Source organism: Pedobacter frigiditerrae, from assembly GCF_032678705.1.
Taxonomy (GTDB): domain Bacteria; phylum Bacteroidota; class Bacteroidia; order Sphingobacteriales; family Sphingobacteriaceae; genus Pedobacter; species Pedobacter frigiditerrae_A.
Genome location: NZ_JAVTSS010000001.1, coordinates 1,800,496 through 1,816,352, shown reverse-complemented (window position 1 = coordinate 1,816,352; position 15,857 = coordinate 1,800,496). Strand labels below are relative to the sequence as shown.

Here is a 15,857-nt window from a genome sequence, read left to right as displayed (position 1 = left end):
TGGGATAATAACCGCAAAGAAACTATAAGAACGCAAAGAAATAGTGCTTGAATGCTGCAAAGTTTTAGTTGCTTTAGAAACATTACAACCTTTCAACCTTAAAACATTACAACAATTAAAAAATGAACCTAAAAATATATATCGTACTGTTTAGCATTCTCCTGTTGCCGTTTCAAAAGATGGCACCACAGGTGAGTTTGCAAAATACCAATGTCGAAATGTTGGTCAACCCGATGGGTATTGATGTGGTTAAGCCAAGGTTTGGTTGGAACATTGTTTCAACGGAACGTAATGTTATGCAAACTGCTTATCAGATTTTGGTTGCGTCATCTGCTGAGAAATTAAATGCCAACGAAGGTGATTTATGGGATTCGGGTAAAGTAAATGAACAAGAATCAATACTAGTCGCTTATAAAGGAGCAGAGTTAAAAAGCAGAATGCGCTGTTATTGGAAAGTTAAAGTATGGACAAACAATGGACAAAGCGAATGGTCGGCAAATAATTCGTTTACAATGGGTTTGCTTTATTATAAAGATTGGCCAAAAGGATGGATTGGATTTGATAGGGCTTTTCCTTGGGATAATATGAAAACTGATTCACGATTGTCGGCAAGATATTATAGAAAGGAATTTCAAAGTGCTAAACAAGTTAAATATGCAACTGCATCTATTGTTGGTTTAGGTTTGTATGAGCTTTATATCAATGGTAAAAAGGTAGGTAATGACGTTTTAACACCAACACCAACAGATTATACTAAGAATGTGAAGTACAATACTTACGATGTAACTGAACACCTTAAAAGTGGCAAAAATGCTATCGGAGCGATATTAGGCAATGGTCGTTTCTTCGCCATGCGCCAAAATGAAAAACCTTATAAAATCAAAACATTTGGTTTCCCTAAAATGCTAATGAACATCAATATTGTTTATACGGATGGCACAACAACTAATATCGATACAGATGATAGTTGGAAAGGCACGGCCGATGGACCAATTAGAACCAACAATGAATATGATGGTGAAGAATATGACGCCACCAAAGAATTTGCTGGATGGAACAATGTTGGTTTTGACGATAGTAAATGGTTAAAAGCAGAATTTGTACAAGAGCCTACTGGAACTATCGAAGCTCAAATGAATGAGAATATCAAGGTAATGAATACCTTAAAGCCTGTTTCTATAAAGAAATTATCAGGTGGAAGGTTTATTCTCGATATGGGTCAGAATATGGTGGGTTGGTTGCAAATCAAAGTAAAAGGTTCAAAAGGAAAACAAATTAAACTTCGTTTCGCAGAATCATTGCAAGACAATGGGGAACTTTTTACAGCCAATCTTCGCAATGCGAAAAACACCGATTTATATACAATTAAAGGCACTGAACAAGAAACTTGGGAGCCAACATTTGTTTATCGTGGATTTAGATATGTAGAATTAACCGGTTATACTTATCAACCAGCATTAGCCGATTTTACTGGCAAGATGATTTATGATAACATCAAAACAGTTGGAACATTTGAAACATCGGATGCTTTGACCAATCAGATTTTTAAAAATGCTTGGTGGGGAATTGCTGGTAACTACAAAGGTATCCCGATAGATTGTCCGCAAAGAAATGAGCGCCAACCTTGGTTGGGTGATAGAGGAGCAGTTGCATTTGGCGAGAGTTTTGTGTTTGACAATGGCAGATTTTACACCAAATGGTTGCAAGACATCAGAAATTCTCAAAAAGAAGATGGCGCTATTCCTGATGTTGCACCTGCTTTTTGGCGTTATTACAGCGATAATATGACTTGGCCAGGAACAATTTTGCTCATCACCGAAATGGTTTACAATCAAACTGGAGATGTAAATGCTGTTAAAGATAATTATCCTGCCATGAAAAAATGGTTAAGCTACATGAAGGAGAGATATATGAAAGATTATATCTTAACCAAAGATAGCTATGGCGATTGGTGTATGCCACCTGTAACCATTGAGGCTGGAAGAGGTAAAAGTGCAGATAAAAAATATCCCTCAGAATTAATTTCAACTGCTTACTATTATCATTTTATGCAATTGATGATTCAGTTTGCCAAAGTTTCGGGTAATGAAAGCGATGTGGCAACATTTGAAGTGCTTGGTCAAAAAATCAAGGAGGCTTTTAATCAAAAATATTATAACGAAAAAGGCTATTATGGAACTAATGTGCTAACTGATAACATCATTCCGCTGTATTTTAAAATGGTGCCTGAGAAACAAGTGGATAAGGTTTTTAAAAATATTGTTTACACTATTGAAGTAACCAACAAAGGACATTTGAGCAACGGTTTGGTAGGTATTCAATGGTTAATGCGTTGTTTAAACGATTACGGCAGACCAGATTTAGCTTATACAGTCGCTACTAAAAAGACTTACCCATCTTGGGGATATATGATTGAGAATGGCGCAACAACCATTTGGGAATTATGGAATGGAAACACCTCTGACCCAAAAATGAACTCTCAAAATCATGTGATGATGTTAGGCGATTTGTTAACATGGTACTATGAGAATTTGGCAGGAATAAAAGCGGCTTCACCAGGATTTAAAAAGATAGTGATGAAACCTGAAATGATTGCTGGATTAGATCATGTAAATGCATCTTATCAATCTGTTCATGGATTGATTAAAAGCAGTTGGAAAAAATCTGCAAAACAGTTTAACTGGACAATTACTGTTCCGCCAAATACAACTGCGTTAGTTTATTTACCGGCAAATGAAGGTGATGTGGTTGCAGAGCAAAATATTAAAGATTTAAAACTAATTAAGAATGAAAATGGAAGAGCAGTTTATGAGATTGGCTCGGGAGATTATTCGTTTATAGTGAAGAAAAAAGCCCCCTAACCCCCAAAGGGGGAATTGCGAAATGCATAAAAAACTATGAGGGGAAATTCCCCTCCTTTGGATGGGTGTCAGCTTGCTGACGGGGTGGTTGAATATAATAATTAAGAAAGATTGCTTCGGTTGATGAAAAATCAATCCTCGCAATGACGAACAGTTTAAAAATAACAACTATGAAAAAAATATTTGTATTCACATTTCTAGCCTTAGCAATCACATTTGCAAAAGCACAGACATCAGCCACTGCTGACGAAGAGAACAGTAAAAAAGCTGCTGAATGGGTTGCGTCCTTAAATTTAGGCGATGCTCAAAAAGAAGCTCGTGTAAAAGAAGTTGTGGCAACTCATTTAACTACTATTAGAAATTGGCATAATGCACATCCAGCTTCTACTGTTCCAGCAGGGATAAATCCAGTTACTGGAAATAAACTAAGTGATTTGGACAGGGAAATAATTGCAGATAGCGCAATGCCTACAACAGTTCATACAGCTTTAATGGATGGTTTAAAGAAAGATTTAACACCAGAGCAAGTGGAAGCAATCTTAGATAAATACACCATCGGAAAAGTTGCTTTTACAATGAATGGTTACAAATCTATCGTTCCAAATTTAACAGCTGATGAAGAAGCTAAAATTCTAGGATTTTTAAAACAAGCTCGTGAACAAGCAGTTGACTATAAAAATATGAAACAGATTTCGGCGATTTTCGAAATCTATAAAACTAAATCAGAGCAATTTTTAAATAACAATGGTCGCAATTGGAGAACAATGTATAGCGATTACACTAAAAAGATTAAGGCTGAGAAAGAGAAAAAAGCTAAACAGTAAAACTTAATCGTCATTGTGAGGCACGACGCAATCTGCTCAGAGCGATGGGGATAATAAATACCAAACACACAAGGCAGATTGCTTCGGTTGATGAAAAATCAAACCTCGCAATGACGAAAACTCATAAGATTATGCTAAAAAGAAAAATATACATCACACTAACCCTCGTTTTCGCGGTAGCGATAGGAGCAAATGCACAATTAGAAAAATGGCAAAAAGGAATTGTAAAACAAGAGTATTTATATGACAAAGCTCCTTTTCCATCTTGTCACTCTGCAACAATTGTAGAAACACCAACCGGATTAGTCGCATCTTACTTCGGCGGAACAAAAGAACGCGACCCAGATGTGGAAATTTATATTAGTCGTTTTGTTGATGGCAAGTGGTTGGCTCCAGTTTCTGCGGCAAATGGTATTCAGCCAGATGGCAAAAGATTACCAACTTGGAACCCTGTTTTATATCAAGTTCCCGGTGGCGATTTAATCTTGTTTTACAAAATCGGACCAAAACCATCTGAATGGTGGGGAATGATGAGAACTTCAAAAGATGGGGGTATAACTTGGTCTGAAGCAACTAAATTACCTAATGATAACATTGGCCCAGTAAAGAATAAACCTGTTTTATTAAGTAATGGAAATCTTTTTGCTCCATCAAGCAAGGAAGGTAAAGGTTGGAGAATTCATTTCGAAGTAACAAAAGACAACGGTAAAACTTGGCGTACCATTGGTCCCATTGATAGCAATGGTATGGATGCCATTCAGCCTAGTATTTTACAACATAAAGATGGAAAACTTCAAATTTTAGCAAGGTCAAGGAATAGAAGTTTAGTTGAATCTTGGTCAACTGACAATGGAGAAACTTGGTCGCCATTGGCAAAAACTAACTTACCAAATAACAACTCAGGAACTGATGCTGTAACGATGAAGGATGGGAGACAAGTTTTGGTTTATAACCACGTTTTGCCTCCCGGAGAATTAGCAAAAGGACCAAGAACACCATTAAATGTTTCCATTTCTAAAGATGGCAAACAATGGTATGCAGCATTGATTTTGGAAGATTCTCCAATCAGCCAATATTCTTATCCGGCTGTAATTCAAACTTCAGATGGAATGCTTCACTTCATTTATACTTGGAGAAGAGAGAAAATAAAACACGTAGTTGTCGACCCTTCAAAGTTAAAATTGAAGAAGATTGAAAATGGAGTTTGGCCTAATATGAAAGGTTATAAAGCACCAGTTTTAACTGAAACAAAAAACGAAGAACCGTGAGAAAAATAGTAAATTATATTAAACTAAGTCCGTCATTGCGAGCCTTTTCTTCAAAGGCGAAGCAATCTGCTAGTGTGTTGGGTATTTGTAATTTCCCATCGCTCTTGGCAGATTGTTTCGTTTCGATGAAAAATCGAAAACTCGCAATGACGAGTAGGGCATTGTATTTTGCCCTAAGTGCGTCATTGCGAGCCTTTTCTTCAAAGGCGAAGCAATCTGCTAGTGTGTTGGGTATTTGTAATTTCCCATCGCTCTTGGCAGATTGTTTCGTTTCGATGAAAAATCGAAAACTCGCAATGACGAGCAAGGCATTGTATTTTGCCCTAAGTGCGTCATTGCGAGCCTTTTCTTCAAAGGCGAAGCAATCTGCTAGTGTGTTGGGTATTTGTAATTTCCCATCACTCTTGGCAGATTGTTTCGTTTCGATGAAAAATCGAAAACTCGCAATGACGAGTAGGGCATTGTATTTTGCACTGTTTATAATACTTAATTTATTATCTATAAACCAACTCTCCGCACAAAGTGGAAATACAGACAATCAGTATAGAAAGCCACTTTTACAAGTGCTCAAAGATATTGAGACAAAATTTGGTGTTAAGATTAAATACAGCGACCCACAAGTAAAAGACAAATGGGTTAATTATGCCGATTGGCGCTTTAGAACTGATGTAGACCAAACTTTAGATAATGTGTTAAAACCTTTAGATATGAAGGTTAACAAAGAAAAAGATAAGGTTTATAAGCTTAAGGAATATGAATATAACCGATGGGATGTAAAGGATGGCTGGGCTTATTTAGATACTTTGGCAACGAAATACAATGATGTAGCAAGCTGGGAAAAACGTAAAGCATTAATTAAGCCTCAATTATATGAAGCATTATTATTATCGCCATTGCCAGCCAAACCAAATTCAAAACCAATTATTACACCTAAAAGAGTTTTTGATGGTTACACGGTCGAGAATATCGCTATCGAAATTATGCCTGGTTTGTATATCAATGGTTCATTGTATAAACCGCTAAACTATAAAGGTAAAATTCCAGTGGTTTTAAGTCCAGATGGGCATTGGGAAAAACAACGTTTTCGTGCAGATTGCCAGACTCGTTGTGCCATGATTGCCAAGATGGGAGCAATGGCATTTAGTTACGATTTGTTTGCTTGGGGCGAATCTATGCTACAATTTAAATATGAAGACCACAGAAAAGCTTTAGCACAAACTGTACAAACTTTAGGAGGAATAAGGATTTTAGATTATTTCACTTCGTTAAAAGAAACTGATACAGCCAGAATTGGCATTAGTGGCGGTTCAGGGGCAGGAAGTCATTCTATATTAATGACGGCGATGGATACAAGAATTAAGTTAAGCGCACCAGTTGTGGCTATGTCATCTTACTTTTATGGCGGTTGCCCTTGCGAAAGCGGAATGCCAATTCATTTTTGTGCTGGCGGAACAGATAATGTGGAATTAGCAGCTATGGCAGCTCCAAGACCACAACTAATTGTGTCAGATGGTGGCGATTGGACAGCAGAAACTCCTCAACACGATTTTCCTTACCTACAAAAAATGTACGGTTATTATGGAGTTAGCAACAAAGTTGAAAATGTTCATCTGCCAATTGAAAAACACGATTTCGGAATAAATAAACGTATTGCATTATACGATTTTTTAATCAAAAACTTCAAGCTAAATGCAGTTGCAGTAAAAGATAAAACTGGTAAATATGATGAAAGTAAAGTAACCATCGAACCAGAAACTGCATTGTATGTATTTGGAGATAAAGGTCAGAACTTGCCTAAAAATGCAATAATAGGTTTCGAAAACCTAAAGAAATTATTCCCAAATTTTAAAGATTAAGATGCAAGTGCAGGATAGAAGAACATTCATCAATTCATTGGCTTTGCTAACAGGAAGCCTGGTGTTGCCTAGTGGATTTCTATTTGCGGCAGCAAAAAAATCAAAATATAAGATTGCTGTAATTGATTTAATGATTTTAAAACGGCAAAAGTTGAGCGCACTGCAACTGACAAAAGAAATTGGTGCAGATGGTTTAGAAATTGATATGGGCGGTTTGGGTGATAGAGAAACCTTCGATAACAAATTGGCCGACCCTAAAATTAGGCAAGAATATTTAGACAAAGCCAAAGAATTGAATTTAGAAATCTGCGCTTTGGCAATGACTGGTTTTTATGCGCAATCATTCGCAAAACGACCGACTTATGTGAAAATGATACAGGATTGCTTGGATACGATGAAGGCAATGAATGTAAAAGTTGGCTTTTTGCCTTTAGGCGTGCAGGGCGATTTGGTTAAAAATCCAGAGTTACGACAACCAATAGTAGAACGATTGAAAATTGTTGGCAAAATGGCTAAAAAAGCCGGTGTTGTGATTGGTATTGAAACTTCATTAGATGCAAAAGGTGAGTTAGCATTGCTGAATGAAATTGATTCAAAAGCTATCAAAAGTTATTTCAATTTTTCTAATGCAATAAAGAATGGAAGAGATTTACATCAAGAACTAAGGATTTTAGGCAGGAAAAATATCATTCAAATACACGCTACAAATGAAGATGGTGTGTGGTTAGAAAACGACCCTAAGATAGATTTGGTTAAAGTGAAAGAAACTTTAGATGATATGGGTTGGTGCGGCTGGTTAGTTGTTGAACGTTCTCGTGATGCAAAGCAACCTACAAATGTAAAGTACAACTTCAGTGCAAATACAGCTTATTTAAAAAAGATATTTCAGCCTAGTTAACATCGTCAGTGCGTCATTGCGAGGAGGTACGACGAAGCAATCTGCTAGTGCGATGGACTGGGAAGGTTGGCAAGTTGGGGGAGCTAAGAATAATATGAAAGAAATTAGAAACAGTTTAAAAACAAGGATTCAACATCTAGTAGTTCGTGGAGACACGAACCACGGCGGGCATCCTTGGTTCGTATCTCCACGAACCAAAAATTTTATCTCTACGCTATTTCTTATAATGTATTGCTTAACATCCAGCGCAGCTGATATTTATGTTTCCTTAAAAGGTTCAGATAATAATGTTGGAAGCAAAGAAAAACCTTTCGCAACACTACATTCCGCTTTGCGTAAAGCAAGAGAACTACGCCGTTTAAATGATGTTGCTGTAAAAGGAGGAATTCGAATTATAATTGAAAATGGAGTTTACAAACTTGATGAAACCATTATTCTAAAACCTGAAGATTCAGGCACAAAAGATAGTCCGACGCAAATTATTTCTGCTCAAAATGCTAAAGTGATTTTTAGTGGCGGGCTTTCAATTAAAGGTTGGAGAAAGGTGTCAACTCCCATTGTTGGTTTGCCAAAAGAAGCGATTGGGAACGTTTGGGTTGCCGAAGCACCATCGCCAGCTGGCAGAACTTTAGAGTTTAGACAACTTTGGGTGAACGGAAATAAAGCTACTAGGGCTAGAGATAGAAATGGCGAAATAATGAACCGGATTTTATCTTGGGATTTCAAAAATCAGACTTGCAGAATACCAATTCCTAAGAACTTCAATCCAAAAAACATTGAAGGAATGGAAATGGTTATTCATCAATGGTGGGCAATTGCAAATCTGAGGATTAAGTTGGCAAAGGTGATTGGAAACGCTGTAGAATTAACTTTTATGCAACCAGAAAGTAGAATTCAATCTGAGCATCCTTGGCCTGCACCTTGGATTTCAAAAGACGGCAACTCTGCTTTTTATCTAACTAATTCTATTCAGTTTTTAGATGAGCAAGGCGAATGGTTTGAAGACTTGCGAAATCATAAAATATACTATTGGGCTGCAAAAAATGAGCAGATGCAAAATGTAGATGTTGTTGTACCACATTTAGAAACATTGCTTAAAATTGAAGGAACGATAGACCATCCTGTAGCAAATGTTTCGTTTAAAGGTATTTCGTTTGAGCATTCTACTTGGTTAAGGCCAGCTAAACAAGGACACGTTCCATTACAAACAGGAATGTTTATGTTGGATGCCTACAAGCTTCAAATTGCAGGAACTCCTGATAAGAAAGAATTAGAAAATCAGGCTTGGGTTGGCCGACCACCTGCGGCTGTTGAAGTGAGTTATGCAACAAGCACGAGTTTTGATTCTTGCAAATTTGAGCATTTGGCATCAACAGGATTGGATTATAAAAAAGGTACACTAAATAATTTAATCAGAGGGAATCTCTTTAAAGATATCGGTGGCTCTGGAATATTAATCGGAACTTTTTCTGATGAAGCGATGGAGGCACATTTGCCTTATAATCCGAAAGACCAAAGAGAGATTTCTACAAATGATAGAATTGAAAACAACCTGATTAGCAATGTAACCAATGAAGATTGGGGCACAGTTGGATTAGGAGCTGGTTATGTGAAAGGAATCAAGATATTGAATAACGAGATTAATGAAGTTTCCTATTCTGCAATTAGCGTAGGTTGGGGTTGGACACCAACTGTTAATGCAATGAGAAATAATGTAATCAGTGGCAATAAAATCCATCATTACGGTAAAAGAATGTATGATGTTGCTGGGATTTATACTTTGTCAGCCCAACCTGAATCGTTTATCACAAAGAATTACATCGATAGCATTTACAAAGCACCTTATGCCCATATTCCAAGTCATTGGTTTTACATTTATACAGATGAAGGCACAGCTTATTACACCATAAGAGACAATTGGACACCAGCACAAAAGTATCTTCAAAATGCAAATGGACCTGGAAACATTTGGCAAAATAATGGCAATTTGGTAGCAGATAGCATCAAGTTAAATGCTGGTTTACAAAAGAAATACCAATATTTATTGAAGGGTAAATTTGTAAATAAATCAGCTCAGCCAATCAATTTAGCAAATCAGCAAGTGATATTAGAATTGGTTTTTAAATCTGGAACAAAACCAACAGAAGCAGTATTAAACTCATTTTTAAAGGCAAATCAGATTCCTGCTTCCTCAATTTACCAATGGGAAAATCGTGTGGTAATTTATTTCGCCACACAAACACCTGCAGCATTACAAAACAAGTTTCAAAAGCAATTCAGCAATGCCGAAGTAAAACTCTACGACAATATGTTTTACGATTTTACAAGGCAAAGGAATTGTTTGTTGGAACCTGCAAAGGAATGGGACCACATCATTTTATCAGCCAACTTAGTGAAAGATGAAAAGATGCAAAAGGAATATTTGGATGAGCATGCTACGCAATTTGATAAATGGCCAGAGTTGTCAAAAGGCTTTTGCAATGCTGATTTTCAGCAATTGGTTATTTACAGAAACGGTCGCCAATTAATGTTGGTCATCAGTATTCCAAAAGGAGCAAATTTAGATGAGTTAAACCCGAAAACAACGTTAAATAATCCAAGAGTTGATGAATGGAATGCTTTAATGAAAAAATACCAAGAAGGAATTGAAGGAACAAAAAAGGATGAAGTGTGGGTTTTCTTTAAAAAGATAAATTAAAGAGCGTCATTGCGAGGCACGAAGCTATCTGCTAGAGCGAGGGAAAATTATTAAATAACTGTTTAGGGTTTGTAAAGTCCATTAAACAAAGGAGATTGCTTCGGGCGATGAAAAATCGACCCTCGCAATGACGAAAAACGTAATTAAAATGAAATTAAAACTAGGAATTTTAGGTTTAGGAGAAGGAAGAAGTACGATTTCTGCAGCATTAGCTAGTAAATCTTATGAGCTTGTCACCATGTCCGATTTAAGTGAAGAAGCCTGTAAAGCAAGAGCAAAAGAATTCGATTTTCATCATTACACTACCAATTATCAGCAAATGCTGGATAATAAAGAAATTGATGTAATTGCTATTTATACCCCAGACCATTTACACGCCGAACATATTAAACAAGCTTTGCTTCACGGTAAACACGTTATTTGCACTAAACCTTTTATTGATGATTTAGCTAAAGCAAAAGAATTATTAGAAATCAGTAAGCAATCTGGAAAGAAAATTTTTGTTGGACAAAGTTCACGTTTTTTTGAACCTGCAAAACGCCAGAGAAAAGATTTTGAAGAGGGATTAATAGGTGAATTAATAACTATTGAAGCGCAATATCACGCAGACCACAGATGGTTTTTAGAAAAAGGCTGGTCGCTAAAACAATCTTTTAAATGGTTGTATGGTGGTTTAAGTCATCCTGTGGATTTTATACGTTGGTACTTGCCAAATATCGAAGAAGTAATGGGTTATGGAATGCTGAGCAGTAATGGCAGCAAGGCTGGATTGAAAAATCAAGATACCATGCATTTCATTTTTAAGGCAAAAGATGGAAGAATTGCCCGTGTAAGTGGAGCTTATACTGGCCCAACACAACCTGCTTATCGCGATAGCGGAATGAGTACCATTTTAAGATGCACAGAGGGTGCTAGTCAGGCAGATTACCATGAATTGCGTTATGCAGTAACCGATAAAACTGGGGAAGAAAAAATTGTGGTTTGGGGTGATGCGACTTTAAAACATTATTTTCGTTTCGAAGGGCAAAGTCATCACGCTGGTGAGTACCAAAATTACTTAGAATACTTTGCAGATAGCATCAACAATAACACAGTTGCCTATCCAGATTTAAAAGAAGGAATTGGTACAGTTGCTTTACTACAAGCGATGGATAGGTCGCTAGAAACTGGTTTGCCAGTAAAGATTGATGATATTTTAAAAGAATATAATATTTCGAAAGAGGAGATAGGATTGTAAAAGAGGTGTCGTCATTGCGAGTCCCGATTTTTCATCGGGACGAAACAATCTGCTTTGTGTGATGGGTAACTTTTCCCTACCCACTAGCAGATTGCTTAGGCGTTTCTCCTCGCAATGAAGAAAAGAATAATATGATTGGTTGGTGGGGACACCAACCAAGGAAATCAAAATTAACAAACCAAATATGGGCAACATTGTAGAACGTTTAACGACATTAGATTACATCATTGTAATTGCATATCTCGTTATTTTAGTGGTTATCGGGTACCGAGCCAGCTTTTCAAAAGGCAAAAAAGCTGATGAAAGCCTATTCCTAGCCAATAAGTCCTTGAATTGGAGTAGCATTGGTTTTAACATGTGGGGCACAAATGTCGGTCCGTCTATGTTAGTTGCATTTGCAAGTATCGGCTATGCTACAGGTATTGTTGCCGTAAACTTCGAATGGTATGCGTTTATTTTCCTATTCCTCTTAGCCATTGTATTTGCACCAAAATATTTAGCTGCAAAAGTGAGTACAATGCCCGAGTTTATGGGAAACAGATATGGAGATTCTACCCAAAACATCTTGGCTTGGTACGCATTAGTAAAAATTTTAATTTCTTGGTTGTCATTAGGTTTATTTGCAGGCGGGGTTTTAGTTAGACAAATTTTAGGCATTCCGATGTGGCAATCAGTTACTGTTTTAGTAGCTTTTGCAGGCTTGTTTGCGTTTTTTGGCGGATTAAAGGCTATTGCCAAAGTAAACGTTTTCCAAATGATATTGTTGATTTGCGTCTCATTAGCGTTGACTTATTTAGGTTTAGAAAAAGTAGGAGGAATAGCAGCGCTATATGAAAAAACTCCTAAACATTTTTGGAATTTAGCACAACCTGCTAGCGACCCACAATATCCATGGTATGCAATTTTGTTGGGTTATCCAGTCTCTGCTGTAGCCTTTTTCTGTACCGACCAATCGATGGTTCAATCTGTTTTGGGTGCAAAAAACCTAGAACAGGGACAATTAGGCGTTAGTTTTATTGGATGGCTTAAAATATTATCATTACCACTTTTTATAATAACAGGCATATTGTGTTATGTTTTGTATCCAGGTTTAGCCAACCCAGATATGGCTTACATGACGATGGTAACCAATTTATTTCCTCCTGGAATGAACGGATTGGTTATCGTAGTGCTTATTGCCGTTTTGGTAGGTACAATCGGCTCTTGCCTAAATTCTTTAAGTACGGTTTTTACAATGGATGTTTATGTGAAAAAAATCAATCCAAAAGCAACTACAAAAGAAATTATTAAAGTGGGCAGATTAACGGTTATTGCAGGTTGCCTTTTTGCCATTTTTGTAGCCTTAGCCATAGATAATATCAAAGGACTTAAGTTATTTGATGTATTTCAAGCAGTGCTTGGTTTTATCGCTCCACCACTATCAGTAGTGTTTTTATCAACTGTATTTTGGAAAAGAACAACAAAAAAAGCAGTCAATTTTACACTTTCAATTGGTTCTATCATCAGCTTAGGAATTGGTGTTTGTTATTTATGGGTTTTACCTTCATCTAAGTATGATTTTTGGCCACATTATATGGTTTTATCTTTCCTGATTTTCGCACTACTAGCATTCCTATCTATAATTATTTCACTAGCGGATAAATCACCATCGGTATATACCATAAATGAAGAACACCAAGCCAATATTGAAAAACCAACTCGTAGAGTTTGGATTTCTTTTGGCGCATTAACCATCATTATGATATTACTTTACATTTTCTTTAACGGACATTAAATAAGTAGCGTCATTGCGAGGGTCGATTTTTCATCGCCCGAAGCAATCTGCTAGAGCAATGGAATGAGAGGAGAGGCAAGGGTGGAATAAAACCAATACATAGACAGATTGTCACGGCTGAAGAAGCCCTATGTTGAGGATTTCCTTCCTAGGCAACAAAATTTAAACCTAGTCAATACTAAAAAGTAACAATATGAAAAATTTTAAAAAATTAACCCTTCTTGTAATTTTAAGTTTTTTAACCCTTCCAATTTTCGCTCAAAAAGCGAGTTGGATATGGTATCCAGGAGATTTTGATATTTACATGAGCAATGTAATGCAAAACCGAAGAACAGAAAGAGGTTCATTCTTCCCAGTGTTCTGGAAAATGGATAGTCACTTCGTTTTAGTAGATTTTCATAAGGAATTTAATTTGGCAACGGCCGAAGAAGTTAAACTTTATGTAGAGGGAACTTATAATGTTAAAATTGATGGACAGGCGATAACTGGTTTTCCAAAAACGATTACCATCCCTGCAGGTAAGCATAAATTAAGCTTAAAAGTTTATAGCACAGCTCAAGTACCAGCCATTTTTGTACAAGGAAAAACTGTGGTTTCTGATGAGACTTGGTTAACCACTTTTGAAGATAAAGAATGGATTGATGCGAGCGGAAAAACTTCAGATAAATCTGGAACAACCTTCGTTAATGCAGGAACTTGGAATTTAACTGACCCATTAACACCACCTTCAAAATTTAAGCTGCCAACAACTCCAATGTTTGCAGTTAAAACTGATAAAGTAAACAAAGGCTTTGTTTCAGATTTTGGCAAAGAAACTTTCGGTTTTATTAAAGTTCATGGATTAAAAGGAAAAGGCAAATTAAACATCTATTATGGTGAATCGAAAGAAGAAGCTTTATCAGTTGATAAATGCGAAACATTAGATTTATTGGAACTTGATTTATCGAAAAAGACTGATTCAATAATGATACTTTCTAAGGCATTTAGATATGTAAATGTTCAATCAGAAGGTTCTGTATCACTTGATTCGGTTTCCATGCTTTATGAATATTCGCCTGTGGCAGAACGTGGAAGTTTTAAAAGCTCTGATGCTGAATTGAATAAGATTTATGACGTATCTAAATACACTTTCCAGCTTAACACCAGAGAATTTTTTATAGATGGAATTAAACGTGACAGATGGGTTTGGAGTGGTGATGCTTACCAAAGTTATTTAATGAATTATTATTCGTTTTTTGATGCATCAACAGTTAAAAGAACCTTGTGGGCACAGCGTGGAAAGGACCCTGTTACAGCTCACATTAATACCATTATGGATTATTCATTTTATTGGTTTTTAGGTATTTATGATTATTATCAATATTCTGGAGATAAGAAATTTGTAGAAGATATTTATCCAAGGATGAAAACCTTAATGACTTACATTGATGGTCGTAAAAACAAAAATGGTTTATTAGAATGGATGCCTGGAGATTGGATTTTTATCGATTGGGCAGATAAATTAAGTAAAGAAGGAGAAGTTAGTTTTGAGCAGTTATTGTATTGCAGAAGTTTAGAAACAATGGCTTTGTGTGCAAAATTGGCTAATGATAATGCAAGTGCAGCTATCTATTCTAAACAGGCAGCAGCTTTAAAGGCCAAAATATTTGCCTTGTACTGGAACCCAACTAAACAAGCTTTGGTTCATAGCCGTATTAATGGAAAGCAGACCGATAATGTAACTCGTTATGCTAATATGTTCGGCATCTTCTTCGATTATTTTACACCAGCACAAAAATTAGAAGTAAAAAAGAATGTGTTGTTGAATGATAAAGTTGCAAAAATTACAACTCCTTATATGCGTTTTTATGAACTTGAAGCCCTTTGTGCAATGGGTGAACAACCATATGTTTTAAAAGAAATGAAAAATTATTGGGGTGGAATGTTAAAACTAGGTGCAACCTCATTTTGGGAAGAATATAATCCTGCAAAGAAAGACACAGAACATTTAGCAATGTATGGTAGACCATTTGGTAAAAGTTTATGCCATGCTTGGGGCGCTAGTCCGATTTATTTATTAGGTAAATATTATTTGGGAGTTAAACCAACTTCAGCAGCTTATCAAACTTATATTGTAGAACCAAATTTGGGTGGTTTAGAATGGATGGAAGGCAAGGTTCCAACCAACAATGGAGAAATTGCTGTTTCTGTTAGTAAGAAAGAAATAAAAGTTAAAGCAGCAGATGGTGTTGGGAAATTGAGATTTAAAAGCACTATTAAACCCATTGTAAGCGGGACAGAAGTGAAAGAAATCTCAAAAGGTTTGTACGAAGTAACGATACAAAAAGGAGTGGAGTATTTGGTGAAGTATCAAGGGTAGAACTTAAAATAAACCGTCATTTCGAACGAGGAACGAGGAGAAATCTGCAAGCTAATGAGCTATGCTAAATTGGAGCTACTGG

General features: G+C 36.4%; 9 protein-coding genes. All 9 read left to right on the top strand.

Going from position 1 to position 15,857, the window contains the following annotated elements; all coding sequences use genetic code 11:
- Positions 1-122: 122 nt before the first annotated feature.
- The 9 genes from R2Q59_RS07190 (at position 123) to R2Q59_RS07150 (ending at position 15,775) form a co-directional block, all read left to right on the top strand.
- Positions 123-2,861, top strand: coding sequence for a glycoside hydrolase family 78 protein (locus R2Q59_RS07190; protein WP_316784766.1), 2,739 nt, complete (start codon positions 123-125; stop codon positions 2,859-2,861).
- A gap of 170 nt (positions 2,862-3,031) precedes the next feature.
- The gene (locus tag R2Q59_RS07185) at positions 3,032-3,685 is read left to right on the top strand and encodes a DUF3826 domain-containing protein (protein ID WP_316784765.1); all 654 of its coding nucleotides are present in this window, start codon (positions 3,032-3,034) and stop codon (positions 3,683-3,685) included.
- Between the two features lie 131 nt (positions 3,686-3,816).
- Positions 3,817-4,953: a sialidase family protein gene (locus tag R2Q59_RS07180; RefSeq protein WP_316784763.1), complete on the top strand. Its 1,137-nt coding sequence runs from the start codon at positions 3,817-3,819 to the stop codon at positions 4,951-4,953.
- Entirely contained in the window at positions 4,950-6,809 is a 1,860-nt protein-coding gene (locus R2Q59_RS07175; protein ID WP_316784761.1) for a DUF4974 domain-containing protein, read from the top strand. Before R2Q59_RS07180 ends, R2Q59_RS07175 begins: the two co-directional genes overlap by 4 nt.
- Position 6,810: 1 nt before the next feature.
- Positions 6,811-7,707, top strand: coding sequence for a sugar phosphate isomerase/epimerase family protein (locus R2Q59_RS07170; RefSeq protein WP_316767363.1), 897 nt, complete (start codon positions 6,811-6,813; stop codon positions 7,705-7,707).
- 52 nt (positions 7,708-7,759) lie between these two features.
- The gene (locus R2Q59_RS07165) at positions 7,760-10,405 is read left to right on the top strand and encodes an L-rhamnose mutarotase (RefSeq protein WP_316784759.1); all 2,646 of its coding nucleotides are present in this window, start codon (positions 7,760-7,762) and stop codon (positions 10,403-10,405) included.
- A gap of 148 nt (positions 10,406-10,553) precedes the next feature.
- Positions 10,554-11,642, top strand: a complete 1,089-nt coding sequence (locus R2Q59_RS07160; RefSeq protein WP_316784757.1) for a Gfo/Idh/MocA family oxidoreductase — start codon at positions 10,554-10,556, stop codon at positions 11,640-11,642.
- A 184-nt stretch (positions 11,643-11,826) separates the two neighbouring features.
- On the top strand, positions 11,827-13,416 hold the full coding sequence (locus R2Q59_RS07155; protein ID WP_316784755.1) for a sodium:solute symporter family transporter: 1,590 nt from the start codon (positions 11,827-11,829) through the stop codon (positions 13,414-13,416).
- A gap of 193 nt (positions 13,417-13,609) precedes the next feature.
- Positions 13,610-15,775 (top strand): alpha-rhamnosidase, encoded by a 2,166-nt coding sequence (locus R2Q59_RS07150; RefSeq protein WP_316784753.1) that lies wholly within the window; start codon positions 13,610-13,612, stop codon positions 15,773-15,775.
- Positions 15,776-15,857 lie beyond the last annotated feature (82 nt).

Bases quoted from the DNA above. Each gene is read 5' to 3' on its own strand.
- R2Q59_RS07155 (WP_316784755.1), top strand. From the start codon at position 11,827: ATGGGCAACATTGTAGAACGTTTAACGACATTAGATTACATCATTGTA.
- R2Q59_RS07165 (WP_316784759.1), top strand. From the start codon at position 7,760: ATGGACTGGGAAGGTTGGCAAGTTGGGGGAGCTAAGAATAATATGAAA.
- R2Q59_RS07190 (WP_316784766.1), top strand. From the start codon at position 123: ATGAACCTAAAAATATATATCGTACTGTTTAGCATTCTCCTGTTGCCG.
- R2Q59_RS07180 (WP_316784763.1), top strand. From the start codon at position 3,817: ATGCTAAAAAGAAAAATATACATCACACTAACCCTCGTTTTCGCGGTA.
- R2Q59_RS07170 (WP_316767363.1), top strand. From the start codon at position 6,811: ATGCAAGTGCAGGATAGAAGAACATTCATCAATTCATTGGCTTTGCTA.
- R2Q59_RS07150 (WP_316784753.1), top strand. From the start codon at position 13,610: ATGAAAAATTTTAAAAAATTAACCCTTCTTGTAATTTTAAGTTTTTTA.
- R2Q59_RS07185 (WP_316784765.1), top strand. From the start codon at position 3,032: ATGAAAAAAATATTTGTATTCACATTTCTAGCCTTAGCAATCACATTT.
- R2Q59_RS07160 (WP_316784757.1), top strand. From the start codon at position 10,554: ATGAAATTAAAACTAGGAATTTTAGGTTTAGGAGAAGGAAGAAGTACG.